Raw genomic sequence first — 25,127 nt, 5'->3', positions numbered from 1 at the left:
TCTGCGCCCGCTCCGCGGACGACAACCTCTGCCCCGGCATGACTCCTCATCCTGACGAGAATCCACCCCGTTGCAACAACCACTTGAACCCAAGGGCTCGGAGGCAGCAACATCCCCGATGTTGCGGTGATCTGGGCGCGGGGCGCAGCTTCACTTCCCCGCGCGCCCCACCTCGCCTTGCCGGCCCGCCTCACTTCCCGGCGCGTCCTGCCTGCCTGGGGACCCGGACAGAGCGGCCGCCGTGCGGCAGCCGTCGCCGCACGAGGTCGGGCACCGGCGGTAGACAGCGTCTACACGGCCTGGTAGACAGTGTCTATGAGCGCGGACGAAACGGGCCTGCGGGCGCGCCTGGTGGCCGCCGGGGTGGACCTGGTGCTGCGCGAGGGCCAGTCGGCGGTGTCGCTGCGGGAGATCGCCCGCCGGGCCGGGGTTTCGCACGGTGCGCCGCGCCGCTACTTCCCCACCCACGTCGACCTGCTCTCCGCCATCGCCCGGGAGGGCTTCGCCGACCTCACCGCCCAGGTCGAGCGCACGCTGCGCGACGTCGACGCGGATCCGCGTACCCGATTGACCGCGCTGGCCCGGACGTACCTGGACTTCGCGGCCGCCCACCGCGGCATGTTCGAGCTGATGTTCCGCCACGACCTGCTGGACAGCGGCCGGCTACGACTGCGTGAGACGAGCCTGCCGCTCTTCGCCGTCCTGGCTGATCTGGTGGCGCAGGCACGCCGACCCACCGACGCGCCCCCGGCGGTGCTCGCCGGCGCGCTCTGGGCGAACCTGCACGGCATCGCCCAACTCTGGGCCTGGGGCAGCCTGCCGCTGGCCACCGGCACCACCGATGACGACGCCCTGCTGCGTGCCGCGCTGGAGGCCCACCTCGGCCCCGTGTCGGCCTGAAACTGGACCCCGGAGGACACGTGCCCCTGCTGTACGACGTCACCAAACTGACCGTCGGCACCGTGCTGCGCTGCGGCTGGCGGCCCCGCGTGGAAGGGCTGGAGCATCTGCCCCGGCACGGCGGCGCGATCCTCGCCGGCAACCACCTCTCCGTCGCCGACGAGTTGTTCCTCGTCACCTCGACGCCCCGACACGTCACCTTCTGGGCGAAGGTCGAGTACTTCAACGGCCGGGGTCCGGGCGGCTGGCTCAACCGGCGGATCGTCGCCGGCATGGGCGCCATCCCGGTCGACCGCGCCGACGGCCGGGCCGCGCTGCGCGCCCTCGACGCCGCCGTACCTGTGCTTCGGGCCGGTGGCCTGGTCGCCGTCTACCCGGAGGGGACCCGTTCCCCGGACGGGCGGCTCTACCGGGGCCGGGTCGGGATGACCCGGCTGGCCCGCGACGCCGGGGTGCCCATCATTCCGGTCGGCGTGCTCGGCACCGCCGAGGTGCTGCCTGTCGACGCGCGGTTGCCCCGTCGACACCCGATCACGCTGCGGTTCGGCCCGCCGATCCCGGTCGCCGACCGGATCACCGGGCCGCGGGACATTCGAACGGTCACCGACGAGGTGATGGCGGCGATCCAGAAGCTCACCGGCCAGGAGTACGTGCCGCACTACGCGCCCGCCCGGGCGAGCTGAACGCGGGCGCTGGTCAGCCGGCGAGCAGCGCCGCCATGCGTTCCGCCTGCGCCTCCCAGCGCCACTCCCGCTCCACCCACGCCCGGCCGGCCGCGCCGAGCTGGCGGGCCAGGTCACGGTCGGCGAGCAGCCGGGAGACCCGCTCGGCGAGCTGGGCGACGTCTCGGCCGCGGACGACGTAGCCGGTCTCCCCCTCGCGGACCGCGTCCGGCGCGCCACCGGAGTCACCGGCCACCACCGGCAGCCCCGTCGCGGACGCCTCCAGGTAGACGATGCCGAGCCCCTCCACGTCGAGGCCACGATTGCGGGTACGGCACGGCATCGCGTAGACGTCGCCGGCGGCGTAGTGCGCTGGCAGCTCGGCCGACGGCACCGAGCCGGTGAACACCACGTCCCGCTCCACACCGGCCTGTCGGGCCAGCTTCTCCAGGGTCCCCCGGTACGGCCCGCCACCGACGATCAACAACGCCGCGTCGGGCACCCGACGGCGGATCTCCGGGAGTGCCCGGATCAACATGTCCTGGCCCTTGCGCGGCACCAGCCGGGACACACAGACCACCACTGGCCGGTCGGTCAGACCGAGTCGGGCCCGGACCTGCTCACCGTCCACGGTCGGGTGGTAGGTGTCCACGTCGACCCCGGGCGCGAGCCGGCGCAACTCGGTCACGCCGTCGAGCACCCGGGCCAGCCGGCTACGGGTGTACTCGCCCAGGTAGGTGGTGACGTCCACGCCCCGACCGATCCGCCGCAGCGCCGGTCGGGCGGCCGGCAGCGCCGCCCAACCGACCTCGTGGCCGTGGGTCAGCGCCACCACCCGGTGTACGCCGGCCCGCCGACGCAGGCCGGCGGCGAGCAGCCCCAACGGAGCCGCCGCGCCGAACCACACCGTGTCGCAGTCGTACGCGCGCGCCAGCCGCGCCGCCCGCCGGGCGATCAACGGGGTGGGCAACAGCACCCTGGTGCGCTCCCGGACCACCTCGAACGGCTGGTCGGCGTCGAACTTCTCGGCCCCACGCCAACTCGACGCGTAGACCACCACCGAGCCGGCCGGTTGACGCACCGCGAGGTTGTGCACGAAGGACTGGATGCCGCCCGGTCGGGGCGGAAAGTCGTTGGTGATCAGCAGCGTGCGGGTCATCGGCCGGCCTCCCGGGCGTACGCGCGGGCGGCGGCCATCCGCTCCACGGTGGACGGGTGCGAGGCCGAGTAGAGGTATTCCCAGCGCGGCGGGTCGGGGTCACCGAGGTTGACCGAGCCGAGTCGGCGCTGCATCGACTCGAAGGACTCCGGGTCGTCGGTGAGCGCGAGCGCGTGCGCGTCGGCGCGCGCCTCCACCCGCCGGGACATCAGCGCCTGCACCGGTGCCGCGACCAGCCCGGCCACCGTTACCAGGGCGACCAGCAGCGGAAACGCCCTCGGTTGGGCTACCGAGTCGACACCGGCCAGCCGCAGCAGCGGCCCCCACGAGCCCAGCAAGTAGAGCGCCACCACGGCCGCCGCGGCACCCAACGCACCGGTGAGCGTGCCAGCGGCAACGTCGGAGTCCTTCGCGTGCCCCAGCTCGTGCGCCACGACGGCGGTCACCTCGGCCGGGGTCGCCTCGCGCAGCAACGTGTCGTAGACGACCACCCGCCGGGTCGGCCCGAGACCGGAGACGTACGCGTTGACCGCCCTGGTGCGGCGGGAGGCGTCGGCCACGAGCACGTCCCGCACCGGCACCCCGTCGCGGGCGGCCATGCTCATCAGCTCGGTGCGCAGCGGGCCCTGCTCCATCGGGGTGAAGCGGTTGAACACCGGCTCCACAAGCACCGGCAGGACGAACGAGAGCAGCACCACGAGCACTGCGGCGCCGGCCGCGCCGAACGCCCACCACCAGCGCGGCGCGAGCCGGATGACCGCGTAGAAGCCGAACAGCGCCACCGCGCCGATCACCGCGCTGACCGCGTACGACTTGAGCAGGTCGACCGCCCAGCCGCTCCAGCCGTTGGTGCTCAACCCGTAGCGGGTGAGCACGCTCTGCCGCCAGGCGGCGAACGGGAGCGTCACCAGATCGGCGACGAGCACCACCGCGAGCCCGCCGAGCACCGCCTGCGCGGCCCAGTGCCCGCCGAAGGGCCGGCCCACCAGCTCGACCAGGCGACCGCCGAGCGGGGTCAACCCGAGCGCGAGGGCGACGAGCAACCCGACGGCGAGCGCGGCGTACCCGCCGGGGCGCAGTGCGGCCCGGAACTCGCGACCCTTGGCCACCTGTTCGGCCGGCAGGTCACGCAGCGCGGCGAGCTGGTCGGCCCGGGGTGCCGGCGGACGGTGCCACGGGATGAGCAGCGCGGCCAGCACGAGCAGCGCGACGGTCAGCCCGGCCAGGGCCAGCAGCGCCCAGCCGCGCGGGGTCACCGCGTCACCGCCCGTCGTGTCTCGCTCATCGCGCCGCTCCTCCCGCCGTGACCGCTCATCCTATGGCCCGCGAGAAGCCTGCTTCCGGGCGCGGTGCGGCGCTCAGGCGACCCGGCGGGTGGCCCGGCGGCGAGCCGCCTCGGGGCGTGCGGGCGCGGCCAGCACCTCCACGTCGAAACCGGCCCGGGCGAACACCTCGATGGCCTCGACCTCGGCGGCGACCAGCCCGGCCACCGGGGACGTCTCGTCGAACAGGGCGGTCAGCGGGCAGCCGGAGCAGCCGTCGGCCCGCTTCGCGCACCCGTCGCAGTCGATGAGCATCGCTCCTCCTGATCGGCTCGCGGCACACGGGCGACGTCTGTTGTCGCCGACCGGGCACCCTCGGTGACATCGACACTAACCACCGGGTACGACAGGAACCCCGTCCGACCGCCCGTTTCGGGCCTAGATCCACTCCAGATCAGCGATATCGGGGTATCCCACCCGTTCGGAGCGCCCGACATCACGAAACCCGTGTCGATCAAACGAGAAGCAGCCTCGTTTCGTCGACCGACCACCTGGGCACTTGGCGACGGTGGCAGATGTCGATGCTTCGTCCGGTCTGGACTTCCGGCACTCCCCGCGCCGACGTCGCCTCGCCATGCTTCTCGCCGTGCTGGCCGCCGCGGCCCTCCTCGCCTTCTACACGGTGGTGTTCGACGAGGCGTGGTGGAAGGTGCTGTTGCGCTTCGGCATGCTCGGCGCCATCATCGCGGTGACCACCAACTGGCAACTGCGCCATCAGCCTCGCCTGCCGTTGCGGCTTACCGACGAGACGCTGCACCTGAGCGGACCGAGCGGGACCACGCTCAGCATCGACTGGGTCAACGTGGCAAGCGCCCAGGTACGGGGGCGGCTGGACCCGCGGCTGGTCGTCGTGCCCCTCGACCCGCAGCAGACTCGTCCGCCGATGCGAGCCGGGCAGTGGTCGACTCGCGGACGTGGCCCCTACGAACTGGTCGTCCGGCTCGACTGGATGACGCCGGACACCGACACGCTGCGTCGAGAGCTGGCCCGGCGACTACCGACCACCTGACTGGCGGCGGCCCGAGCGCCGACCAGCCCGAACGCCGGCAGCGCCGCCGGAGCGGCCGAGCCAGGAAGCAGCCGTTGGGGTGCGGCCTCAGCCCTGGGCGTCGAGGTCACGCAGGGCGAAGCGGAGGTGCTGCCACTCCTCGTTGAAGATCACGTGGAGGCAGTGCAGGACGGGCACCTGCTTCTCGGGCCACCAGGTGGACGGCCGCGTCTCGGCGAGCAGGGCCGGCGTGACGGCGGCGAGGAAGTCGCGCACCATCGCCTGCCGCTCGGCCCGCAGCTTCAGGGTCTCGGCGAACGTCGGCTGCTCGACGGCGAAAATGGACATGTCGAAGCCGTCGGTCTCGTACTCCGCGTGTGGTTGCCCGAGCGGGTGGAACGGCTGCGGCAGTAGCAGGATCGCCCTGCCCAGCCAGGCGTCGGCAGCGAACGCGAGGTGGCGCAGGGTCTGCGCGAACGACCACTCCCCGTCGATCGAGACGTCGACGGCGCCCTCGGGCATGGCCACGGCCCGGTCGACCGCCGCCGCCCAGGCCGTTTCGAGGGCGGCCCACGCCACGCGGAGGTCGTCCGGATTCTTCGCCTGCCGGAGGTCGCGCCCTGGGAATCGACGGTTGAGCTCGGCCTCGATCAGCGGCACCACATCGACGCCGTTGACCAGGAACGTGCCCTCGGCCAGCCACGGCGCGTCGATGTCCAGGCCATCCACGTCGACACCGCGCATCACGGCACCGGCGAGCGTCGACCTGTTGAACCGGGCACCTCGCAGATCCCGATCGACGAAGACCGTGACGTCGTCCGCTGCCATGGCAACTCCCTCCCGTGGGCGACAACGGCGACGCTAGCTCCCGGGTACGACAGAGGCGCCGCCCGATCGATCGCCCCAGGAGAAAGATCGGCTCCGGTTCACTGAAGACGGGCCATCGCAAGCGGCCGGACACCCCGACTTCATGAAACTCGTGTCGATCACGGCGCTGGCGGCGGCTGGGCCACCCGTACGGTCTTCTTGACGCACCGGCTGAACACCTCGGCGGACGAGGTCAGGAGCGGGCGAGCCGCCGCAGCAGCGAGTCCGCGCCCAGCGGGTAGGCGCCGTGCCGGCGTACCCCGTCGGCGACCTCGCGGTCCGACGAGACCACGACCACCGGCCGGCCGGCCGGTTCGGCGCGCACCAGGCGCCGGATCAGCTCGTCGGCGGTCTCGCCCTTGCGGGAGAAGAGCACCCGTACGCCGCGCGGCGCGGGCGGCAGCCCGTGCATCCGCTCGGCGCCGTCGAAGACCACGGTGACCTCGTCGCCGGTCTGGGCGGCGATCCCGCCCAGCCCGGTGATGAGGCGTTTGCGCTGCTGCTCCAGCGACATCTCGCCGAAGCCCCGTTTGGTGACGTTGTAGCCGTCCACCACGAGATGCGCCCGGGGCAGCGCGAGCAGTTGGTCGAGCCGGGCCGGGTCGTCGGTGTCGCGGGCGCGGGCCGCGGGGCCGGCCGGGGCGGTGCCCGGCTGCTCGGCGAACGCGTCGGCGACGAAGTCGGCGGGGAGCTTGTCCACCGGGTCGAGCGCCAGCTCCCGGCGCAGCCCCACGGCGGCCTGGCCGATGGTCTCCAACAGCAGCCAGAGCCGGGCGTCGTCGACCGAACGGGCCTCCTTGGCGCTGGCTCGGGCCACCCCGGCGGCGGCCTCCGCCTCGGCCAGCCGGGCCCGGGCGCGACGCAGCTCGGCGTCCACGTCGGCGCTGGCGCGGGCGGCCCGGCCACGCTCGGTGGCCAGCAGCTCGGTGGCCTTCCGCTCGCGGGCCTGGGTCTCCCGCAGGGTGCGGGCCACCTGCCGGGACTCCTCGCGGAGCTGACCCAGCTCCTCGCGAACGCGGGCCAGCTCGTCGCGGAGCTTCTCGGCCTCGACCCGGGCCACCGCGCGGTCGTGCTCGGCCCGGGTGGCGCGCTGTTCGGCCTCGCGGACCAACTCGGCGACCACGGCGCTGTCCGCCTCGGCGCGCACGGCCGCGCCGCTGGCGTCGATCAGCGCCCGCCAGCCACGGGGCCTGGCCAGGTAGGCGAGCGCGGCCACCTCGACCGGGTCGGCGGCGGCCGGCGCGGTGCCCTCGACCACCGCCGCGCCGAGGTCACCGGCGTCGGCAAGGACCCGCGCAGTGACCCGCTGCCGGAACAGCGGGTCGGCGGTGAGCTGGGCGGCGATGACCGGCGCGCCGAGTCGGGCGCGGCGGTTGGGGGCGAACTTCGCCACCCGGCGCAACGGCACCGGGACCTCGTCGGTGGGGAGGGTGGGCAGCACCGCCGCGGTAAGCGTCACGATCCGCTGCCGGACCGGCTCGGGCAGGGTCGGCTCCGGCTCGGCGCCGGGGCCGTCGCCGGATGTCGGGTCCGATGCGTCGGATGTGTCGGTGACTACGTTGTCGTCCGGGTTGCCCGCAGCACCGTCGAGCGCGACCGGATCCTCCTGTGGGAGGTGGTCGTCGTACGGCTCGGTGAGGGGCATGTGGCAAGTCTCCCACCGCGACCGGGCCCACCGCCCGGTGAGTGAGCCGATCTCTCATCCTAGCCCCATGGTGACGGTTGGGACGGCTGTGACGGGAGTGTCGGACCGGGGCGCTAGCGTGCCGCCGATGGCACAGGCGGAGTACGTCCAGGAGTCCCTCGCTGGTCTCGACCCGGCGGTCGGTGGGGTCGACCCGGCGCTGCCGCTCTACGCGACGACCTTCGTGGTGGTCGACCTGGAGACCACCGGCGGCGCGCCGGACGGCGGCGGCATCACCGAGATCGGCGCGGTCAAGGTGCGCGGTGGCGAGCAGTTGGGGGTGCTGGCGACCCTGGTCAACCCGGGCCAGCCGATTCCGCCCTTCATCACCGTGCTGACCGGCATCACCCAGGCCATGCTGGTGCCGGCACCGCCGATCGAGCAGGTGCTGCCGAGCTTTCTGGAGTTCATCGACGACGCGGTGCTGGTGGCCCACAACGCCCCGTACGACGTGGGTTTCCTGAAGGCGGCCTGCGCGAAGCACGGCTACCGCTGGCCGAACCCCCGGGTGCTGGACACGGCGGCGCTGGCCCGCCGGGTGCTGACCCGCGACGAGGTGCCCAACCGCAAGCTCGGCACCCTGGCCGCCTACTTCCGCACCGCCACCCAGCCCACGCACCGGGCGCTCGACGACGCGAAGGCCACCGTCGACGTGCTGCACGGGCTGATCGGCCGGCTCGGTGGGCACCGGGTCGACACGGTCGGCGACGCCATCGAGTTCGCTCGCGCGGTCACCCCCACCCAGCGTCGCAAGCGGCACCTGGCCGAGGGGTTGCCGAAGGTCCCCGGGGTCTACATCTTCCGGGCCGCCGACGACCGGCCGCTCTACGTGGGCACCTCCGTCGACATCGCCACCCGGGTGCGCAGCTACTTCACCGCCGGCGAGAAGCGCGCCCGGATCTCCGAGATGTTGGGCGCGGCCGAGCGGGTCGAGGCGGTGGAGTGCGCCCACTCGCTGGAGGCGGAGGTCCGTGAGCTGCGGTTGATCGCCGCGCACGCCCCGCCGTACAACCGCCGGTCCAAATACCCGGAACGCATGGTCTGGCTCAAGCTGACCGACGGTCCGTACCCTCGGTTGTCCATCGTCCGCGAGATCTCCCCCACCGACACCGCCTACCTCGGGCCGTTCACCTCCCGGCGGGCCGCCGAGCTGGCCGCCGCCGGTTTCCACGACGCGGTGCCGTTGCGCCAGTGCACGCACCGGCTCTCGCTGCGCACCGTCACGCCGGCCTGCGCGCTGGCCGAGCTGGGTCGCTGCCCGGCTCCCTGCGAACACAGGATCACCCCCGAGGAGTACGACGAGAGCGCCGCCGCGCCCTTCCGCACCGCGACGACGAGCGACCCCCAGCCGGTGGTGGACGCGCTGCTCGCGCGGATCGACGTGCTCTCGGCCGACCAGCGCTACGAGGAGGCCGCGGTGGTGCGGTCACGGCTGGCCGCCGTACTGCGGGCCACCGTGCGGATGCAGCGGCTGGCCGCGCTGACCGGGATCGTCGAGCTGGCCGCGGCCCGCCCGGCCGCCCGGGGCGGTTGGGAATTGGCGCTGGTCCGGCACGGGCGGCTGGCCGGCGCGGGGGTGTCCCCGCCGGGCGTGCACCCGCGCCCCACCTTGACCACGATCCGGGCCACCGCGGAGACGGTGTCGGGTGGGCACGGTCCGGTGCCGGCCGCCACCGCCGAGGAGTCCGAGCGGATCCTGTCCTGGTTGGAGCGACCGGAGACCCGACTCGTCGAGATGTCCTCCGGTTGGTCCTCTCCGGCGGGTGGTGCGGGGCGGTTCCGTGACCTGCTGGCGAAGGCCGAGGGCGGGGCGTCCCACCAACTCTCGACCGAACGCTCATGACCAACTGACCGATCGGACTACGTCGACTCGCTTAGGCTGTTAGAGAAGTGCAGTCCTGCCCGATTCGTGGGCCTGCTCCCCGCCGCCAGGTTGCGGTCGCGGAGCCGGGGTGAGGAGGTGTCCCTCGTGGACGTCGACGCCGGACACGGCGCCGCCCTGGGGGGCGCCCTGCCGACACAGCCGGGTGAGCTGCCGCTCGCCCGCCGACTACGGTCGCTGCTCAGTTGGCCGACCACCGACTCCGACCCGGTCACCCACCTGGTCCGCACCCACCGGGGCATCCACGCCGGCACCGACCCCGCGGTGCTGCGCCGTGCCTACACCATCGCGGAGAACATGCACCGCGGGCAGTTCCGCAAGAGCGGAGAGCCGTACATCACCCACCCCCTCGCGGTGGCGCAGATCTGCGCCGAGCTGGGGATGGACACCACCACCCTGGTCGCGGCGCTGCTGCACGACACCGTGGAGGACACCCGCTACACCCTCCAGGCGCTCTCCGAGGACTTCGGCGGTGAGGTGGCCCACCTGGTCGACGGGGTGACCAAGTTCGACAAGGCGTTCTACGGCAAGGCCGCCGAGGCGGAGACGGTCCGCAAGATGATCGTCGCGGCCGCCAAGGACGTCCGAGTGCTGATCATCAAGCTGGCCGACCGTCTGCACAACATGCGGACGCTCGGGGTGCGCTCGGCGTCGTCGCGGGAACGGATCGCCCGCAAGACCCAGGAGGTGCTGGTCCCGCTCTGTGACCGGCTGGGGATCCAGACCCTCAAGCGCGAGCTGGACGACGTGGTGCTGCTGCACCTCGAGCCCGACGAGCACGCCCGGCTGGCCCGGCACGTGCACGACCGACCGGGGTGGGACTCGTACCTCGACTCGGTCGTCGCCAGCGCCCGGGTGGCGCTGCGCCGCAGCCGGGTCGACGCCGAGGTGAGCCCTCGTCCCCGGCACCTCTACTCGATCTGGAAGGACACCATCGCGGGCGACCACACCGCCCCGTACGACCTGCCCCGCATCGTGGTGGTGGTCGACGGCCCGGCCACCGACTGTTACGCCGCGCTCGGCGCGATCCACGGCACCTGGCGGCCGATTCCCGGCCGTTTCAAGGACTTCATCGCCTCACCGAAGAACAACCTCTACCGGTCGTTGCACACGAGCGTCTGCGGGCCGCAGGACCGCACGGTGGAGGTGCTGATCCGCACCGAGGAGATGCACCGCTCGGCCGAGTACGGCATCGCCGCCGACTTCCGTTTCCCCCGCTCGGGCAACGGCAGCGCCGCGGCCCGCGCCGAGCAGTTGGACTGGCTGCGCCGGGTGCTCGACTGGGAGCCGGACGCCGCCGACCCGGCGCAGTTCTACGAGTCGCTGCGCTGCGACCTCGCCGAGGGGCAGATCCAGGTCTTCGCCGACGGGCGGCAGGTCGTGCTGCCGGCCGGTGCCACACCTGTCGACCTCGCGTACGAGCTGGGCAACGAACGGGGCGACCACTGCCTCGCCGCACGCATCAACGGCCGGCTCGCCCCGCTCAGCTCCGAGCTGGACGAGGGCGACGTGGTGGAGATCTTCACCGAGAGTGACGGCGACAACGGCTTCGAGGCCGGGGTGGCGCCACGCGGCCCCCGCCGGGAGTGGTTGAGCTTCGTCAAGTCGCCGCACGCGCAGATGCAGATCAACAGGTGGTTCGCCGAGCACACCGAGCCGGGCATCACGATCAGCGACAAGGTACGCCTCGGTCGGGCCACCATCGGGCTCGCGCTGCGCCAACACAATCGTGGCCTCGCCAGTGACCTGCCGCTGCTGCGCCTCTCCGAGGAGTTGGGCTACCCCGACCTGGAGACCCTGCTGGTCGCGGTCTTCGACCGGGTGATCGAACCGGACACCGTGGTCCGCCAGCTCATCGATCTGGTCGACCATCGACAGTGACCCGGCTGGCCCAGCACGTCCGAGGGACATTCGCGACCACTAGCCTGGAGTCATGATCCCCCGCTCCCGCGCCACCGGTAGGGCCCTCTTCTACCAGGCCTTCTACCGGCTGCCACTGCCGGTGCGTCGACGCCTGGTCCGGCTGGCCGTGCCCAAGTACATCGTCGGCGCGGTGACCCTGGTCCGTGACTCCGAGGCGACGGGTGCGGGTCGGTTGCTCATGCTGCGCCAACCGCCCGGCAAGGGCTGGTCACTCCCCGCCGGCCTGCTCGACCGGGGTGAGGCCCCGGTGGTGGGCGCGGCCCGTGAGCTGTTCGAGGAGTCCGGCGTCCGGCTTCCACCGTCCCGGCTGCGCCCGGCGGTGCCGAACGCGATCGTGCACGCCAAGGGCTGGGTGGACATGGTCTTCGAGACCGAGGTGCCGGCATCCAGCACCGAGCTGACCGTCGACGGCGGGGAGGTCTTCGAGGCCGCCTGGCACCCTCTGGACGACCTGCCCAAACTGACCTGGCCGACGGCCCGGCTGCTCGCCTACTACGACATCGGGCCGCTGGCCGGGCAGTTCCCGCCGCCGATACCCGACGAGACCCCGTGACCGGCGCGGCGGGTCTACCGGTGGACCTCTGCGCGGTGGTGCTGGCCGCCGGCGAGGGCACCCGGCTGCGCCCGCTGACCGAACAGGTCCCCAAGGCGCTCTGCCCGGTGGGCAACGTGCCGCTGCTGGAGCGGGCGCTGGAGCGGCTGGCCGGGCTTGGCCTGACCGGTCCCGACCGGGTCGCGGTGAACGCCTGCTACCTCGGTGACCAGGTGGTGGCGTACGTCGGCGACCGCGCGCACCTGTCGGTGGAGCCGGGCGACCCGCTGGGCACCGCGGGTGGGGTGGCCAACCTGCGGGACTGGATCGACGGGCGGCCGGTGCTCGTCGGCAACGCCGACGCGTACCTCGCCGACCCGGCTGCTCCCCCGGGCCCGGACGTGGCCGCCCTGCTGGACGGCTGGGACGGGCAGACCGTACGCCTGCTCGGCCAGCCCGCCGCGGAGCCGACGGCGCCGGGCACCTTCGCCGGGCACTGCTTCACCGGCTTCTCGCTGCTGCCCTGGCGGCTGGTCCGCGACCTGCCGGTCGTCTTCTCGGATCTGGTCCGGGCGGTGTGGCGGCCGGCCGAGGCGGCGGACGCCCTGTCCGTGGTGCCCTATCCGGGCACCTTCTTCGACACCGGCACGCCCGCCGACTACCTGGCGGCCAACCTGCACGCCGCGGCCGGCGGCGCTCTCGTCGCCGACTCCGCGACGGTGACCGGGCGCTGCGTGGAGTCGGTCGTCGGTGCCGGGGCGCGGGTGGACGGCGACGTGTCCCGCACGGTGGTGTGGCCGGGCGCGACCGTACGCGCCGGTGAACGGCTGCGGAACGTGATCCGGGCCGGGAGCGACCTGACCGTGCCCTGCCCCGCGCGGGGCTGAGCACCGACGGCTCCCACCTCCGGTCTCGGGCCGGAACATCTAGCATGGGCGACGACGCCGACGAACGGAGAAATGCCCCGTGATCACCGCGATCGTGCTGATCGACTGCGCCACCGATGCGATCCCCGAGGTGGCGGAGAACCTGGCCAACCTTCCCGGTGTCAGCGAGGTCTACTCGGTGGCCGGGCACGTCGACCTCATCGCCATCGTCCGGGTCCGCGAGTTCGACCAGATCGCCCAGGTCATCGCGGGCAGCATCTCCAAGGTCCCGGGCGTGCTCAACACCGAGTCGCACATCGCCTTCCGGGCGTACTCCCAGCACGACCTGGAGGAGGCGTTCGCGATCGGCCTGGCCAGCGCCGACTGACCTCGCGCCGCCCACCCGGCGGCGCGGAGTACGCACGGCGGCCGGCCCACCGCTCAGGTGGACCGGCCGTCTGCTGTGGCTGGGTCAGCTCTCGCTGGGAGCCGGTACCTCGGTGGTGCCACCGCCCGGAGCCGGGGACTCGGTGGTGCCACCCGGAGCCGGCGACTCGGTGCCGGTACCACCCGGAGCCGGCGACTCGGTGCCGGTGCCGCCCGGGCTGGGCGTACCGCTGGCACTGGTCTGCGGAACCGGGATGCCGAGCTTGTTGGCGAGCGCCACCAACTCGTCGTAGTGCGTCTGCAGCGTCGGAAGCGCCGTCTGCGCCAACTGGACCACCGACTGCTCGGAGCCCTGCGAGATCTCCGTCTGGGTGGCCTGGATGGCCTGGACGTGGCCGGCCAGCTCACTTGTCACCCAGAGCCGGTCGAACTCCGCGCCGCTGGCGTTGTTGAGCTTGTCGATGACCGCCTGCTGATCGGCGCTGGGCTCGTTCGGCAGCTCCACCCCGAGCTGGGACGCGGTCTGCTGCACCGTCTGGTCCAGCTGGGTGTGGTCGGTCTTCAGCATCGCGCCCAGGTCCTTGACCCCCTGGTCCTTGCCCTTCTGCTGGGCCAGGTCACCAGCGGTGATCTCGAACAGGTTGACCTGGTGTACCGCCTGCAGGTACTGGGTGTCCTGCGTCGACGGCTGTGCCGCGGCCTGCGCGGCCGCGGCCGGCGCGACACCGACCAGTACCAGCGCGGCCAACAGGCCGAGGCGTTTGATACCCAACATGCTTCCCCCCCTTGAGACGTTGGACCGCTCGGATACCCGGCTCACCGGGGTTATTCCTGCGATCCCCCGCCGCGCGGGGTCGACCCGTCCCACCGTGGCCGTCCGACTCCTGGTCGGATGGGCGGCGGGTGCCGATACGACGTGGCGCCCGCCGGAATCCGGCGGGCGCCACGTGACGGGACGAACTGGCGGTCAGCGGCGGCTGTCGCCGCTGCCGATCTCCTCGCGCTCGGGTCGGGCCTCGACCGGCGGGTGCCCCGGCGAGACCGGCGCCTCGACCGGCTTCTCGATCGGGTAGAAGAAGCCTCGGATGGCCGGCCCGAGGGCCCCCAGCCGGTTCATCTTCTTCGGCACGACCCAGCCGACGTAGTCCAGCTGGCCGTGGCCGTCGGCGTGCCCGTTGGACGCGCTGAGCGGCTGGTGCACCTCGACGAAGCGACCGTCCGGCAGGCGCCGGATGATGCCGGTCTCCACGCCGTGCGCGAGCACCTCCCGGTCGTGCTGCTGCAGACCGAGGCAGAGCCGGTAGGTGACGTAGTACGCCAGCGGCGGGACCACCAGCAGGCCGATCCGGCCCGCCCAGGTCATCGCGTTCAAACTGATCTGGAACTTGTCCGCGATCACGTCGTTGGCGCCGGAGAGCGTCAGCACGATGTAGAACGCGACGGCCATGGCGCCGACGGCGGTCCGGGCCGGCGCGTCACGGGGACGCTGGAGCAGGTTGTGGCTCTTGCGGTCCTTGAGTTGCCGGGCTTCCAGGAACGGGTACATCGTCGACAGACCCACCAGGATGCCGGGCAGCACGACCGTCGGCCAGAACAGCGGCGGGATGACGTACCCGTCGCCGAGCGGGATGTTGATCTCCCAGGCCGGCATCAGTCGGGTCGAACCGTCGAGGAACATGACGTACCAGTCGGGCTGGCTGGCGGCCGAGACCACCCACGCCTCGTACGGGCCGAACAGCCAGATCGGGTTGATCTGGAACAGACCGCCCATCAGCGCGATGACGCCGAAGACGACCATGAAGAAGCCGCCCTGCTTCAGCGCGTACCGGGGGAACATCCGCTCGCCGACCACGTTGTTGTTGGTCCGACCGGGGCCGGGCCACTGCGTGTGCTTCTGCTTGAAGACCAGGCCCAGGTGGACGCTGATCAGCGCGACCAGCAGACCCGGGATGAGCAGCACGTGGGCGATGAAGAACCGGCTGATGATGATCGTGCCGGGGAACTCGCCACCGAAGACCGACGAGGTGACCCAGGAACCGATCACCGGGATGGACAGCATGATCGCCGAGGCGATCCGCAGGCCGGTGCCGGAGAGGCCGTCGTCCGGGAGGGAGTAGCCGGTGAAGCCGGCCAGGAAGCCGACCCAGAACAGCAGCGAACCGATGATCCAGTTGGTCTCGCGCGGCTTGCGGAAGGCGCCGGTGAAGAACACCCGCAGCATGTGCACGACGATCGCGGCCATGAACAGCAGCGCCGCCCAGTGGTGCATCTGCCGCATCACCAGACCGCCGCGGACATCGAACGAGATGTCCAGGCTGGAGGCGTACGCGGCGGACATCGGCGTGCCCTGCAACGGCGCGTAGCTGCCGTCGTAGACCACCTCGGTCATCGCCGGCTCGAAGAAGAAGGTGAGGAACACACCGGTCAGCAGCAGCACGATGAACGAGAACAGCGCGATCTCGCCGAGCAGGAAGGACCAGTGGTCCGGGAAGACCTTGTTCAGCAGCTTGCGCAGCGGGGTGGCCACCGCGAAGCGGTCGTCCACTCCCACCGCGGCCTTACCCGGCGTCGCCGCAAGGTCAAACTTTCGACGCTTCATGGCCGCTCCCAGAAATCAGGCCCGACGGTCTCGGTGTAGTCGGACTTCGCCACGAAGAAGCCCTCGGAGTCCACCTCGATCGGCAGCTGCGGCAGCCGCCGGCTGGCGGGGCCGAAGACGGGCCGGGCGTTGTCGGTGATCAGGAACTGGGACTGGTGGCACGGGCAGAGCAGCCGGTTGGTCTGCTGCTCGTACAGGCTGGCCGGGCACCCCGCGTGCGTGCAGATCTTGGAGAACGCCGCGTAGTTGCCCCACATGTAGTCACCGTGGCCGACCCGCTCGTTGGCCCGGCGCGACTCCTGCGCGTCCGAGTCGCGGAGGTGGATCAGCAGCGTCGGTGAGTCGGCGTGCTTGTTGCTCACGCCGTGGTCGATGCCGGGGAAGACGGTGATCTGACCGCCGGTGCTGATGTCCGCCGGGCGGATCGGCCGGCCGTCCTCGCGGACCAGACGGATCAGCTCGCCACCCTCGGGCTTGGCGAACCCGGTGGTGAACATCTGGTTGTTCTTGTGCGGCTGCGAGATCAGGCCACCGACAAGCGGCGCCGCGGCGACCGCGGCGACCGGCGCGAGACCCGCCAGTAGCGAGATGCCGAGCAGCGGGCGACGCTTCACGCCCAGCTCGTCGGCCATGTAGAGCATCGTCTGGCCGGTGATGGTGCGGCCTTCGGAGTCCACCTGACCCTCGTGCCGGTCCTGGATCGAGACCTCCTTGGGCAGCAACTTCTTGCCCCAGGTCAGGATGCCGAAGCCGACGGCGAGCAACGCCACGCCGAGGGTGAAGCCGAGCAGCGGGGTGTAGAACTTGTCGCCACCGCGGCCCGCCTCGTACTGCCACGGCCACCAGATGTAGATGGCCAGGAAGGCGGTCGCGGCCAGGCCGGTGATCAGGAAGAAGCCGGCGACCACCCGGGTCAGCCGACGCTCCGCCTTGGTGCCCGGCTGCACCTGCGGCTCGTAGTGGACGATCTCGATGTCGTCCCGACGGGCGCCCTCACGGACGATGTCGAACCGGGTCAGCTTGGGGTCGTTCACGTCGAGCGGCTCCGGACCCTGCGGGGCCTGGTGCTCGGTGTGGGTGCTCATGCCGTCACCTCGCTACGGGTGGCGCCGAGCGGCACCACGGCGCTGAAACTGAGTGTGCGCTCGGTCACGACTTACCCGCAATCCACAGGCTGGCGAAAACGAGCGCCACGATGCCAACCAGGAAGATCGCCAGGCCCTCGGTGGACGGGCCGTACCGCCCGAGGTTGAACCCGCCCGGGTCCTGGTCGTGCTTCAGGGTCTCCTGGATGTAGGCGATGATGTCGGCCTTCTGCTCAGGCCGGAGCTGGTTGTCGCCGAACACCGGCATGTTCTGCGGGCCGCTCAACATCGCCGCGTAGATCTGGCGGTCGGTGGCGGGGTGCAGGCTCGGGGCGAACTTGCCCGAGGAGAGGGCACCGCCGCCGCCACCGAAGGCGTGGCACTGCGAGCAGTTGATCCGGAACAGCTCACCGCCGGCCGCGATGTTGCCGTCCTCACGGAGGTCGTCGCCCTCGGGCACGACCGGACCGCCACCGAGCTCCTGGATGTACTGGGCCAGCTGACGGGTCTGCTCGTCGGTGAAGACGGGGGGCTTGCGGTGCGCCTGGGCCTCCTGGCGGGCCAGCGGCATCCGCCCGGAGCTGACCTGGAACTCGACAGATGCCGCGCCGACGCCGACAAGGCTCGGCCCGCGACCCTCGACACCCTGGGCGTTGCGGCCGTGGCAGGTCACGCAGCTCACGTCGAACAGCGCCTTGCCCTCGGCGGCGGCGCCGGTCAGCTGCGGATTGTCCTGCGCCTGGGCACCCGGGGCGAAGACGGTGTATGCGCCGCCGGCGAGCATCAGCGCGGCGATCAGCCGGACCGCGGCGCCCAGCCGGCGGCGGCCCCTGCTGCGCGCGGCGGGCCGCTCGCGCAACCGCGCGAGCAGACCGCGTCGGCGGTCGTTGTCAGAAGTCATGAGCGGTGTCCTTAACCGGTTGGACCTGTCTCAGGGGACGGAGCAGCAGCGCGGAGTGTGACGCGCAAGATCACTGGAGCCAGTAGATCATGGCGTACAGCCCGATCCACACGACGTCGACGAAGTGCCAGTAGTACGACACGACGATCGCCGACGTCGCCTGCGCCGGAGTGAACCGGCCCATGGTCGTACGGACCATGAAGATGATGAAGGCGATCAGACCACCGGTCACGTGCAGGCCGTGGAAGCCGGTGGTCAGGTAGAACACCGACCCGTACCCGTCTCCGTTGATCTTGATGCCGTCCTCGACCAGGTGCCGGTACTCGTTCAGCTGGCCGAGCACGAAGATCAGGCCCATCACGAAGGTGACGGTGAACCAGCGCCGCAGCGCGTGCACGTCACCCTTCTCCGCCGCGAAGACGCCGAACTGGCACGTCACCGAGGACAGCACCAGGATCACCGTGAAGGTGGTCGCGTACGGGATGTTCAGCGCCTCGGTGTGCTTCTCCCACTGCTCCGGCGCAGCCGCGCGGATCGAGAAGTACATCGCGAACAGCGCCGCGAAGAACATGAGTTCGCTGGAGAGCCACACGATCGTCCCGACGCTGACCATGTTGGGTCGGGTCAGGGAGTGGATCCGGCTCTTGTCAATGGCTGGGGCCGCAGTCACGCCGTCATTATTGCCCCTGACCGGCACCGGCGATCAGCGGGGTGGCAAACCTGCGCCTTCCGTGGCCCGAGCGTCAGGGTCCGGTTCGCCTGGCCTAGCCTGAAAAGCGTGCTGCACGTCGATCCGATCTTCGCCGCCACCTCGGCCCCGCCGCCGTTCACCGTCGGCGCGGTGCTGAGCGAGACCCGGCTGGACAGCTGGCTGGCCCTGGGCCTGGTGCTCGCCGCCGGCCTGTACCTCTACGGGGTGTACCGGCTGCGCCTGCGGGGCGACCGCTGGCCGATCGCCCGTACCGTGTTCTTCCTCGGCCCCGGGCTGGGCGGCATCGCGCTCGTCACGGTCAGCGGGCTGCACGCCTACGACACCGCGCTGCTCTCCGTGCACATGATCCAGCACATGGTGCTGTCCATGGTGGCGCCGATCTTCCTGGCCCTCGGCGCGCCGATGACCCTGGCCCTGCGGACCCTCCCGGTCCGGCCGCGCAAGCGCCTGCTCGCGATCGTGCACAGCCGCGTCGCCCGGGTCTACAGCTTCCCGCTGGTGGCGTTCGCCATCTTCGTGGTCAACCCGTTCGTGCTGTACTTCAGCGACCTGTACCGCTACACCCTCGAACACGCCTGGGCGCACGAGCTGGTGCACGCGCACTTCATCATGACCGGCTGCGTGTTCTTCTGGCCGCTGCTCGGCCTCGACCCGCTGCCCGGCCGCTGGCCCTACCCCGCCCGGGCGCTGCTGATGCTGCTCTCCGTGCCGTTCCACACCGTGCTCGGCCTCACCATCATGCAGAGCAGCACGCTCTTCGGCGGCGACTGGTACCCGTCGCTCAACCTCGGTTGGGTCGACCCCTGGCAGGACCAGGTGGTCGCCGGCGGCATCCTCTGGGCCGGCGGCGAGTTCGTCAGTGTGACCATGCTCGCGGTACTCGTGGTGCAGTGGGTCAAGCAGTCCGAGCGGGAGGCCCGCCGGGTGGACCGCGAACTGGACCGCCAGGAGGCCCGCGAGCGCGCCGCCGACGCCGCACCCGCCTGACCTGCGACGACGGTACGACGTACGGGTGGCGCAGGCCACCGTGTCGGCTGCGTCACGCCGAACGGTACGATCTGCGGGCAGCTACGAGGGGAGTGCCGGCATGAGTGAGCGTCTTTGCACCGTCCTGCTCTACAGCGACGACCCGCAGGTCCGTGACCGGATGCGGATGGCCGTCGGCACCCGACCCGCGCCCGGTCTGCAGATCGAGTTCGTCGAGTCGTCGACCTACGCCGAGACCATCCGGCTCGTCGACGACTACGAGATCGACCTGCTGCTGCTCGACGGTGAGGCGAGCCCGGGCGGCGGCATCGGCATCGCCCGGCAGGTCAAGGACGACCGGGACGACGCTCCCCCGACCTGCCTGGTGATCGCCCGCGCCGCCGACCGATGGCTCGCCGCGTACGCCGAGGTCGACGCCACGCTTGTGCACCCGCTCGACCCGGTGACCACCGGCGGCACGGTGGCCGAGCTGCTGCGGACGCACGCACCCGCCTGACGTCCCACGCTCCTCCGGCACCCGCACGGCGCCGGATCTTCCCCGGCGCCGGTTCCAGCCCACCCGCACTTCGCATGCTCGGGAGGCCCGTCATGGGCGATCGGACCTGGCCGCACCTGCTCAACGCGCTGCTGCGCGGTGACGAACTCTCCACCGCCGACACCACCTGGGCGATGGACGAGATCATGACCGGCTCCGCGAGCGCCGCGCAGATCGCCGCCTTCGCCGTGGCGCTGCGGGCCAAGGGGGAGACCCCGGCGGAGCTGGCCGGCCTGGTGGAGGCGATGCTGGGCCGCGCCGTCCCGGTGACGCTCCCCGAGGAACTGCGCCGTACCGCCCTCGACGTGGTCGGCACCGGCGGTGACCTCGCGCACACGGTCAACATCTCCACGATGACGGCGTTGGTGGTCGCTGGTGCCGGTGTCCGCGTCGTCAAGCACGGCAACCGGGCCGCCTCCTCCCTGTGCGGCACCGCTGACCTGCTGGAGTTCCTCGGCATCCCGCTCGATCTCGGGCCGGAGCAGGTCGCCCGCTGCGTCGAGGAGGCCGGGATCGGGTTCTGCTTCGCGGCCCGGTTCCACCCCGGGATGCGGCACGCCGGCCCGGTCCGGCGCGAGGTGGGCGTACCCACCTTCTTCAACTTCCTCGGCCCGCTGACCAACCCGGCCCGCCCCCGGGCCGGCGCGGTCGGTTGCTTCGACCTGCGGATGGCCCCGGTGATGGCGAGCGTGTTCGCGGGCCGGGGCGACTCGGCGATCGTGATGCGCGGCGAGGACGGGCTGGACGAGTTCACCACCGCCGCGCCGACCCGGATCTGGGCGGCGCAGGGCGGCACCGTACGCGAGGCGGTGCTGGACGCGACGGACCTGGGGGTACCCCGGTCCACCATCGCGGACCTGCGCGGCGGTGACGCCGCCTACAACGCGGCCGTGGCCCGTCGCCTGCTGGCCGGCGAGACCGGCCCGGTCCGGGACGCGGTGCTTGTCAACGCGGCGGCGGCGCTGGCCACCCAGGGCCCGCTCGACGGCGACCTCGTCGAGGCGCTCCGCGCCGGCCTGACCCGCGCGGCCGAGTCGATCGACTCCGGGGCGGCCGCCGCGACCCTGGACCGCTGGATCGAGACCGCCACCACCGCCTGACCGGCTCCGACAACGCACCCCCAGGAGGACAGCCGCCTCGGGTGGCCGCCTCGGGTGGCCGCCTCGGGTGGCCGCCGCGGGTGATCGACTCGGGTGATCGACTCGGCTTCCGTGAAACCGCGGGGTCCTCGCGCCGGGACACCGCGACCTCAAAGAACCCGAGTGGATCATCGGTCATGAGCAGCGGCGGGATCGCCCGCCGACCGACAGCGGCACCTCCGAGCGGAGATTTGTCGGACCCGCGTGGAAAACTACAGGCGAGTAGTTCTCCGCTCCGGTGCGTGCGTCGCTGTCGCATCCGGGGGTGGTTCGCCTGTAGTGAGAGGAGACGCCGGTGTCGCACCACGAGTTCCACTGCGACGTCTGCGAGGGCGTGACACCGTTCGAGGCCCCGCCCTGCGTCGACGGCCACGGCACCGACTGCCCAGAGCTGATCTGCACCGGCTGCGGTGCCGCAGTGGTAATCGCCACCGTCGCCGCCCCGGTCGTCCGGCTGGCCGGAGGCCGACGCCGTCAGCCCGCCCGCCGCCACGCCGCCTGACCCCACCCGGCAAGCACGGCACGGCACGGCACGGCACGGCACGGCACGGCACGGCACGGCACGGCACGGCACGGCACGGCACGGCACGGCACGGCACGGCACGGCACGCGAGCATGACGAAGGCCCGCTCCCCCACGTGGGGAACGGGCCTTCTACAAATCCTGTCCGGCTGGGCCGGTCAGTGCTCGGCGGTACGCCGGGTGCCGCTGTAGTACTCGAACAGGAGCCCACAGGCGGCGAAGACAACTGCCAGCAGGCCGCCGCCGATCAGCCAGAACTGCCAGAACACCAGGCCGAGCGCGGCGATCGCGGCGGCCAGCGCCAGACCGAACGGCCAGTAGCTGCCCGGGCTGAAGAAGCCGACCTCACCAGCGCCGTCGGAGATCTCGGCGTCCGGGCGGTCTTCCGGGCGCAGGTCGATGCGGCGGGACACGAACCAGAAGAAGCCACCGCACATCGAGCAGAGCAGGAACGACAGCAGCAGGGCGACGGTGCCGACCCACTCGACGCCGCCCGACTCCCCGTGCGTCCAGGCGCCGTAGAGGATGGTGGCACCGAAGAGGAACCCGGCGATGATCAGGAAGATACGCCACTCGGTCTTCATTCCGCTGCCTCAGCTTCCGGTGCGGGCCGGAACGTCGTCCGGGTTGAAGTTGTCCTGCGTCCGCCGCGTGTCGAACGGCTTGGTGGTCTCCGCGTACGGCTCCTCACCAATCGCGGACAGCGCCTCCTGGGTGGACTTGCCGCTCTGCTTGGCCGCGAGGAACTGGTCGTACTTCTCCGGCGACACCACCCGCAGCTCGAAGTTCATGAACGCGTGGTAGCTGCCGCACAGTTCGGCGCAGCGCCCGACGTAGGCACCCTCGGCGTCCAGGCTGGAAACCTCGAACACGTTGCGGATCTTGCCGGGCATGACGTCCCGCTTGAAGAGCAGCTCCGGCACCCAGAACGAGTGGATGACGTCGCGGCTGGTCTCCTCGAACCGGATGGACCGGTTGGTCGGCAGCACCAGCACCGGGATGACCTCGCTGGTGCCGAGCGTCGACGCGGTGGTGCGGGCGTCCGGGCCCTGACCGTCGCGGTAGTTGAACTGCCAGTTCCACTTGAACGCGACGACCTCGACGGTGACGTCCGGGTTCTTCGACAACTTGTCGACGTCGGTCTGCACGATCGCCGTGTAGTAGAACAGCACGGAGACGATCAGGATCGGCGCGATGGTGTAGAGGAACTCCATCGGCATGTTGTAACGCGTCTGCACCGGCAGCGCGTTGCCACGCTTGCGGTAACGCACGACACACCAGAAGATCAGGCCCCAGACGAACACGCCGACGGCGAGCGCGGCGATGCAGGAGGCGATCCACAGGTCGTACATCCGCTTGGACTCCGGCGAGATGCCGCCCTGCGGCCAGCCGAAGCCGTCAAAGGTCTGACCCACGTCACAACCCGTGAGCAGGACCAGCAACGCGACGCCACCGAGACCGAGCCCGGCCAGGCGACCAGCACCACGCCCCCGGCGTCCACCAACCCCTGGGGAAGCGCTGTGCCGTACGGCCGACGGCCGTACCTCCGAACTCCTTGCGACCACCTGGTCCTGCCTCCCTAGCGCGCCGCGGTGGGTCTTTCCTCAGCACCGACGGCAAAGGCGTCACCGACGGTCGCAGATTACTCGACCATGACGGACTCGACCGTGGTGGGGTCACTGTCCGCCCCCCATCGGGGGGATCCTGGGCATACCGCCGCGATAGCGTATTGATCTGTGAGTGCGAGGAGTGAGCCGGGGTTGCGAGCCCCGCAGCCGCGAACAAAGGCGGTCCCGTGAGTGCGCCCCCGGTCTACCTGGACGCGGCGACCGCCGCGCCGATGCATCCGGTCGCGCGGCAGGCGTTGCTGGCCGCGCTCGAGGACGGCTGGGCCGACCCGGGCAAGCTGTACACGCAGGCCCGCCGGGCCCGGCAACTACTCGACGCCGCCCGCGAGGCCACCGCGCTGACGCTCGGCGTCCGCGCCGACGAGGTGTCCTTCACCCCCAGCGGTACGACCGCAGCCCACGGTGCGGTGCTCGGGGGCCTGGCGGGGCGACGCCGGGTCGGGGCGACGCTCGTGCACTCGGCGATCGAGCATTCGGCGGTGCTGCACGCGGCGGAGCGGCACGTAAGCGCCGGCGGGGCCGCCACCTCGGTGCCGGTCGACCGGGTGGGCCGGCTGGACCTGACCGCGTGGTCGACCGCCGTGCGGGCCCCGGGCGTCGCGCTGGCCACGTTGATCACCGCCAGTCACGAGGTGGGGACCGTGCAGCCGGTCGCCGAGGCGGCGGCGGCGTGCGCCGACGCGGGTGTGCCGCTGTACGTGGACGCGGCGCAGTCGGTGGGCCGGGTACCCCTGCCGGCTGGTTGGTCGGTGCTCACGGCGAGCGCCCACAAGTGGGGCGGGCCACCGGGGGTGGGGGTGCTGGCGGTCCGCAAGGGCACCCGCTGGGATTCACCCTGGCCGGCCGACGAGCGGGAGGGCGGCCGTACCCCCGGGGTGGTGAACCTGCCCGCGGTCGTGGCGGCGGCGGCGAGCCTGCGGGCGGCGGCGGCCGACGCGGCGGCCGAGGCGACCCGGCTGGCCGCGCTCGTGGACCGGGTCCGGGAGCGGGTCGCGGCGGAGGTGCCCGACGTGGAGGTGGTCGGTGACCCGGTGCTCCGGCTCCCCCACCTGGTCACCTTCTCCTGCCTGTACGTCGACGGGGAGGCGCTGCTGCACGCCCTGGATCGGCGGGGCTTCGCCGTGTCGTCCGGCTCGTCCTGCACCTCGTCCACGTTGCGTCCGTCGCACGTGCTGGAGGCGATGGGGGTGCTGTCGCACGGCAACGTGCGGGTCAGCCTGCACCGGGAGACGACCGAGGCGGACGTGGAGCGGTTCCTGACCGAGCTGCCCGGAATCGTCGCCGGGCTGCGTGCCGAGGCCGGGGTGGTGGGGCTGTGACGATGCCGGACGAGGTGATCGACTGCCGGGGACAACGCTGCCCCCTGCCGGTGATCGCTGCGGCGCGTCGGATGCCCGAGGTGCCGGTCGGCACTGTGGTCCGGGTGCTGGCCGACGACCCGGCGGCGGCGGTCGACATCCCCGCCTGGTGCCGGATGCGCGGCCAGGAGTTCCTCGGCCCGGTCACCGGCCCGGACGCCCCCGCCTACGACATCCGCCGAACCCAGTAACCCCACCCTCCGCCGCACCCCCGCACTCCCGCACTCCCGCACTCCCGCACTCCCGCACTCCCGCACTCCCGCACTCCCGCACTCCCGCACGCCCGCACTCCCGCACGCCCGCACTCCCGCACGCCCGCACCCCCGCACGCCCGCACCCCCGCACGCCCGCACCCCCGCACGCCCGCACCCCCGCACGCCCGCACGCCCGCACGCCCGCACGCCCGCACTCCCGCACTCCCGCGTCGATCATGGAGTTGTGGTGCCGGACAAAAGCCACATAAGGCGACTATCCAGCCACCACAACTCC

Annotated in this window: 26 protein-coding genes; 14 read left to right on the top strand and 12 right to left on the bottom strand. The window is 71.9% G+C overall.

Annotation, left to right across the window (positions count from 1 at the left end):
- Positions 1-315: 315 nt before the first annotated feature.
- Positions 316-900, top strand: a complete 585-nt coding sequence (locus tag AB0C15_RS31830) for a TetR/AcrR family transcriptional regulator (protein WP_357358316.1) — start codon at positions 316-318, stop codon at positions 898-900.
- 20 nt (positions 901-920) lie between these two features.
- On the top strand, positions 921-1,583 hold the full coding sequence (locus AB0C15_RS31825; RefSeq protein WP_357358314.1) for a lysophospholipid acyltransferase family protein: 663 nt from the start codon (positions 921-923) through the stop codon (positions 1,581-1,583).
- Positions 1,584-1,596: 13 nt separating this feature from the next.
- Here the strand turns inward: AB0C15_RS31825 and AB0C15_RS31820 are convergent, their stop codons facing one another.
- From AB0C15_RS31820 to AB0C15_RS31810, 3 genes are all read right to left on the bottom strand, one after another.
- Positions 1,597-2,721 (bottom strand): glycosyltransferase family 4 protein, encoded by a 1,125-nt coding sequence (locus tag AB0C15_RS31820; protein WP_357358312.1) that lies wholly within the window; start codon positions 2,719-2,721, stop codon positions 1,597-1,599.
- Positions 2,718-3,977, bottom strand: a complete 1,260-nt coding sequence (locus AB0C15_RS31815) for a M48 family metalloprotease (RefSeq protein ID WP_357358310.1) — start codon at positions 3,975-3,977, stop codon at positions 2,718-2,720. Before AB0C15_RS31815 ends, AB0C15_RS31820 begins: the two co-directional genes overlap by 4 nt.
- A gap of 102 nt (positions 3,978-4,079) precedes the next feature.
- Positions 4,080-4,298, bottom strand: coding sequence for a hypothetical protein (locus AB0C15_RS31810; protein WP_357358307.1), 219 nt, complete (start codon positions 4,296-4,298; stop codon positions 4,080-4,082).
- A 253-nt stretch (positions 4,299-4,551) separates the two neighbouring features.
- On the opposite strand from AB0C15_RS31810, the gene AB0C15_RS31805 reads away from it, so the two are divergent.
- The gene (locus AB0C15_RS31805) at positions 4,552-5,052 is read left to right on the top strand and encodes a hypothetical protein (protein WP_357358305.1); all 501 of its coding nucleotides are present in this window, start codon (positions 4,552-4,554) and stop codon (positions 5,050-5,052) included.
- Between the two features lie 87 nt (positions 5,053-5,139).
- On the opposite strand, the gene AB0C15_RS31800 is transcribed toward AB0C15_RS31805, so the two are convergent.
- Positions 5,140-5,859 carry a DinB family protein gene (locus AB0C15_RS31800; RefSeq protein WP_357358303.1) on the bottom strand — a complete coding sequence of 240 codons (720 nt, stop codon included), beginning with the start codon at positions 5,857-5,859 and terminating at the stop codon, positions 5,140-5,142.
- 232 nt (positions 5,860-6,091) lie between these two features.
- On the bottom strand, positions 6,092-7,543 hold the full coding sequence (locus tag AB0C15_RS31795) for an NYN domain-containing protein (protein ID WP_357358301.1): 1,452 nt from the start codon (positions 7,541-7,543) through the stop codon (positions 6,092-6,094).
- Between the two features lie 127 nt (positions 7,544-7,670).
- Between AB0C15_RS31795 and AB0C15_RS31790 the strand changes: the two genes are divergently transcribed.
- The 5 genes from AB0C15_RS31790 to AB0C15_RS31770 all read left to right on the top strand — a co-directional run bounded on the left by AB0C15_RS31790 (position 7,671) and on the right by AB0C15_RS31770 (position 13,173).
- The gene (locus AB0C15_RS31790) at positions 7,671-9,425 is read left to right on the top strand and encodes a DEDD exonuclease domain-containing protein (protein WP_357358299.1); all 1,755 of its coding nucleotides are present in this window, start codon (positions 7,671-7,673) and stop codon (positions 9,423-9,425) included.
- A 126-nt stretch (positions 9,426-9,551) separates the two neighbouring features.
- Entirely contained in the window at positions 9,552-11,345 is a 1,794-nt protein-coding gene (locus AB0C15_RS31785; protein WP_357358319.1) for an HD domain-containing protein, read from the top strand.
- A gap of 52 nt (positions 11,346-11,397) precedes the next feature.
- Positions 11,398-11,940 (top strand): NUDIX domain-containing protein, encoded by a 543-nt coding sequence (locus AB0C15_RS31780; RefSeq protein WP_357358297.1) that lies wholly within the window; start codon positions 11,398-11,400, stop codon positions 11,938-11,940.
- On the top strand, positions 11,937-12,806 hold the full coding sequence (locus tag AB0C15_RS31775) for a sugar phosphate nucleotidyltransferase (RefSeq protein ID WP_357358295.1): 870 nt from the start codon (positions 11,937-11,939) through the stop codon (positions 12,804-12,806). The genes AB0C15_RS31780 and AB0C15_RS31775 overlap by 4 nt, the downstream gene beginning before the upstream one ends.
- 79 nt (positions 12,807-12,885) lie before the next feature.
- Entirely contained in the window at positions 12,886-13,173 is a 288-nt protein-coding gene (locus tag AB0C15_RS31770) for an Lrp/AsnC ligand binding domain-containing protein (protein ID WP_074313163.1), read from the top strand.
- Between the two features lie 84 nt (positions 13,174-13,257).
- On the opposite strand, the gene AB0C15_RS31765 is transcribed toward AB0C15_RS31770, so the two are convergent.
- The 5 genes from AB0C15_RS31765 to AB0C15_RS31745 all read right to left on the bottom strand — a co-directional run bounded on the left by AB0C15_RS31765 (position 13,258) and on the right by AB0C15_RS31745 (position 18,427).
- Complete coding sequence (locus AB0C15_RS31765) at positions 13,258-13,947, bottom strand: DUF4142 domain-containing protein (RefSeq protein ID WP_357358293.1); 690 nt, start codon at positions 13,945-13,947, stop codon at positions 13,258-13,260.
- A gap of 192 nt (positions 13,948-14,139) precedes the next feature.
- A complete protein-coding gene (locus AB0C15_RS31760; RefSeq protein WP_357358291.1) occupies positions 14,140-15,771 on the bottom strand; it encodes a cytochrome b N-terminal domain-containing protein in 1,632 nt (543 codons plus the stop codon).
- Entirely contained in the window at positions 15,768-16,856 is a 1,089-nt protein-coding gene (locus AB0C15_RS31755; RefSeq protein ID WP_357358288.1) for a Rieske 2Fe-2S domain-containing protein, read from the bottom strand. The genes AB0C15_RS31760 and AB0C15_RS31755 overlap by 4 nt, the downstream gene beginning before the upstream one ends.
- 64 nt (positions 16,857-16,920) lie before the next feature.
- Positions 16,921-17,757: a cytochrome c gene (locus AB0C15_RS31750; protein WP_357358286.1), complete on the bottom strand. Its 837-nt coding sequence runs from the start codon at positions 17,755-17,757 to the stop codon at positions 16,921-16,923.
- A 70-nt stretch (positions 17,758-17,827) separates the two neighbouring features.
- A complete protein-coding gene (locus AB0C15_RS31745) occupies positions 17,828-18,427 on the bottom strand; it encodes a heme-copper oxidase subunit III (RefSeq protein ID WP_357358284.1) in 600 nt (199 codons plus the stop codon).
- A 99-nt stretch (positions 18,428-18,526) separates the two neighbouring features.
- Between AB0C15_RS31745 and AB0C15_RS31740 the strand changes: the two genes are divergently transcribed.
- The 4 genes from AB0C15_RS31740 (at position 18,527) to AB0C15_RS31725 (ending at position 21,632) form a co-directional block, all read left to right on the top strand.
- Positions 18,527-19,456, top strand: a complete 930-nt coding sequence (locus AB0C15_RS31740) for a cytochrome c oxidase assembly protein (RefSeq protein WP_354942588.1) — start codon at positions 18,527-18,529, stop codon at positions 19,454-19,456.
- Between the two features lie 100 nt (positions 19,457-19,556).
- Complete coding sequence (locus AB0C15_RS31735) at positions 19,557-19,952, top strand: hypothetical protein (protein WP_357358282.1); 396 nt, start codon at positions 19,557-19,559, stop codon at positions 19,950-19,952.
- Between the two features lie 92 nt (positions 19,953-20,044).
- Positions 20,045-21,091, top strand: coding sequence for an anthranilate phosphoribosyltransferase (trpD, locus tag AB0C15_RS31730; RefSeq protein WP_357358280.1), 1,047 nt, complete (start codon positions 20,045-20,047; stop codon positions 21,089-21,091).
- A gap of 334 nt (positions 21,092-21,425) precedes the next feature.
- The gene (locus tag AB0C15_RS31725) at positions 21,426-21,632 is read left to right on the top strand and encodes a hypothetical protein (RefSeq protein ID WP_357358278.1); all 207 of its coding nucleotides are present in this window, start codon (positions 21,426-21,428) and stop codon (positions 21,630-21,632) included.
- A 178-nt stretch (positions 21,633-21,810) separates the two neighbouring features.
- Here AB0C15_RS31725 and AB0C15_RS31720 read toward each other — a convergent pair whose 3' ends face one another.
- Positions 21,811-22,236 (bottom strand): cytochrome c oxidase subunit 4, encoded by a 426-nt coding sequence (locus AB0C15_RS31720; RefSeq protein ID WP_357358276.1) that lies wholly within the window; start codon positions 22,234-22,236, stop codon positions 21,811-21,813.
- 9 nt (positions 22,237-22,245) lie between these two features.
- Positions 22,246-23,217 (bottom strand): cytochrome c oxidase subunit II, encoded by a 972-nt coding sequence (gene coxB, locus AB0C15_RS31715; RefSeq protein ID WP_357358274.1) that lies wholly within the window; start codon positions 23,215-23,217, stop codon positions 22,246-22,248.
- A 230-nt stretch (positions 23,218-23,447) separates the two neighbouring features.
- Between coxB and AB0C15_RS31710 the strand changes: the two genes are divergently transcribed.
- Both AB0C15_RS31710 and AB0C15_RS31705 read left to right on the top strand, forming a co-directional pair.
- Positions 23,448-24,599: an aminotransferase class V-fold PLP-dependent enzyme gene (locus AB0C15_RS31710; RefSeq protein ID WP_357358272.1), complete on the top strand. Its 1,152-nt coding sequence runs from the start codon at positions 23,448-23,450 to the stop codon at positions 24,597-24,599.
- Entirely contained in the window at positions 24,596-24,829 is a 234-nt protein-coding gene (locus AB0C15_RS31705; protein ID WP_357358270.1) for a sulfurtransferase TusA family protein, read from the top strand. The genes AB0C15_RS31710 and AB0C15_RS31705 overlap by 4 nt, the downstream gene beginning before the upstream one ends.
- The last annotated feature ends 298 nt before the right edge of the window (positions 24,830-25,127 follow it).

Origin of the sequence: Micromonospora sp. NPDC048835, from assembly GCF_040649995.1 — a bacterium.
GTDB lineage: Bacteria > Actinomycetota > Actinomycetes > Mycobacteriales > Micromonosporaceae > Micromonospora.
Note: the sequence above shows the minus strand (reverse complement) of the source record. Positions and strands in the feature narration are given on the sequence as shown.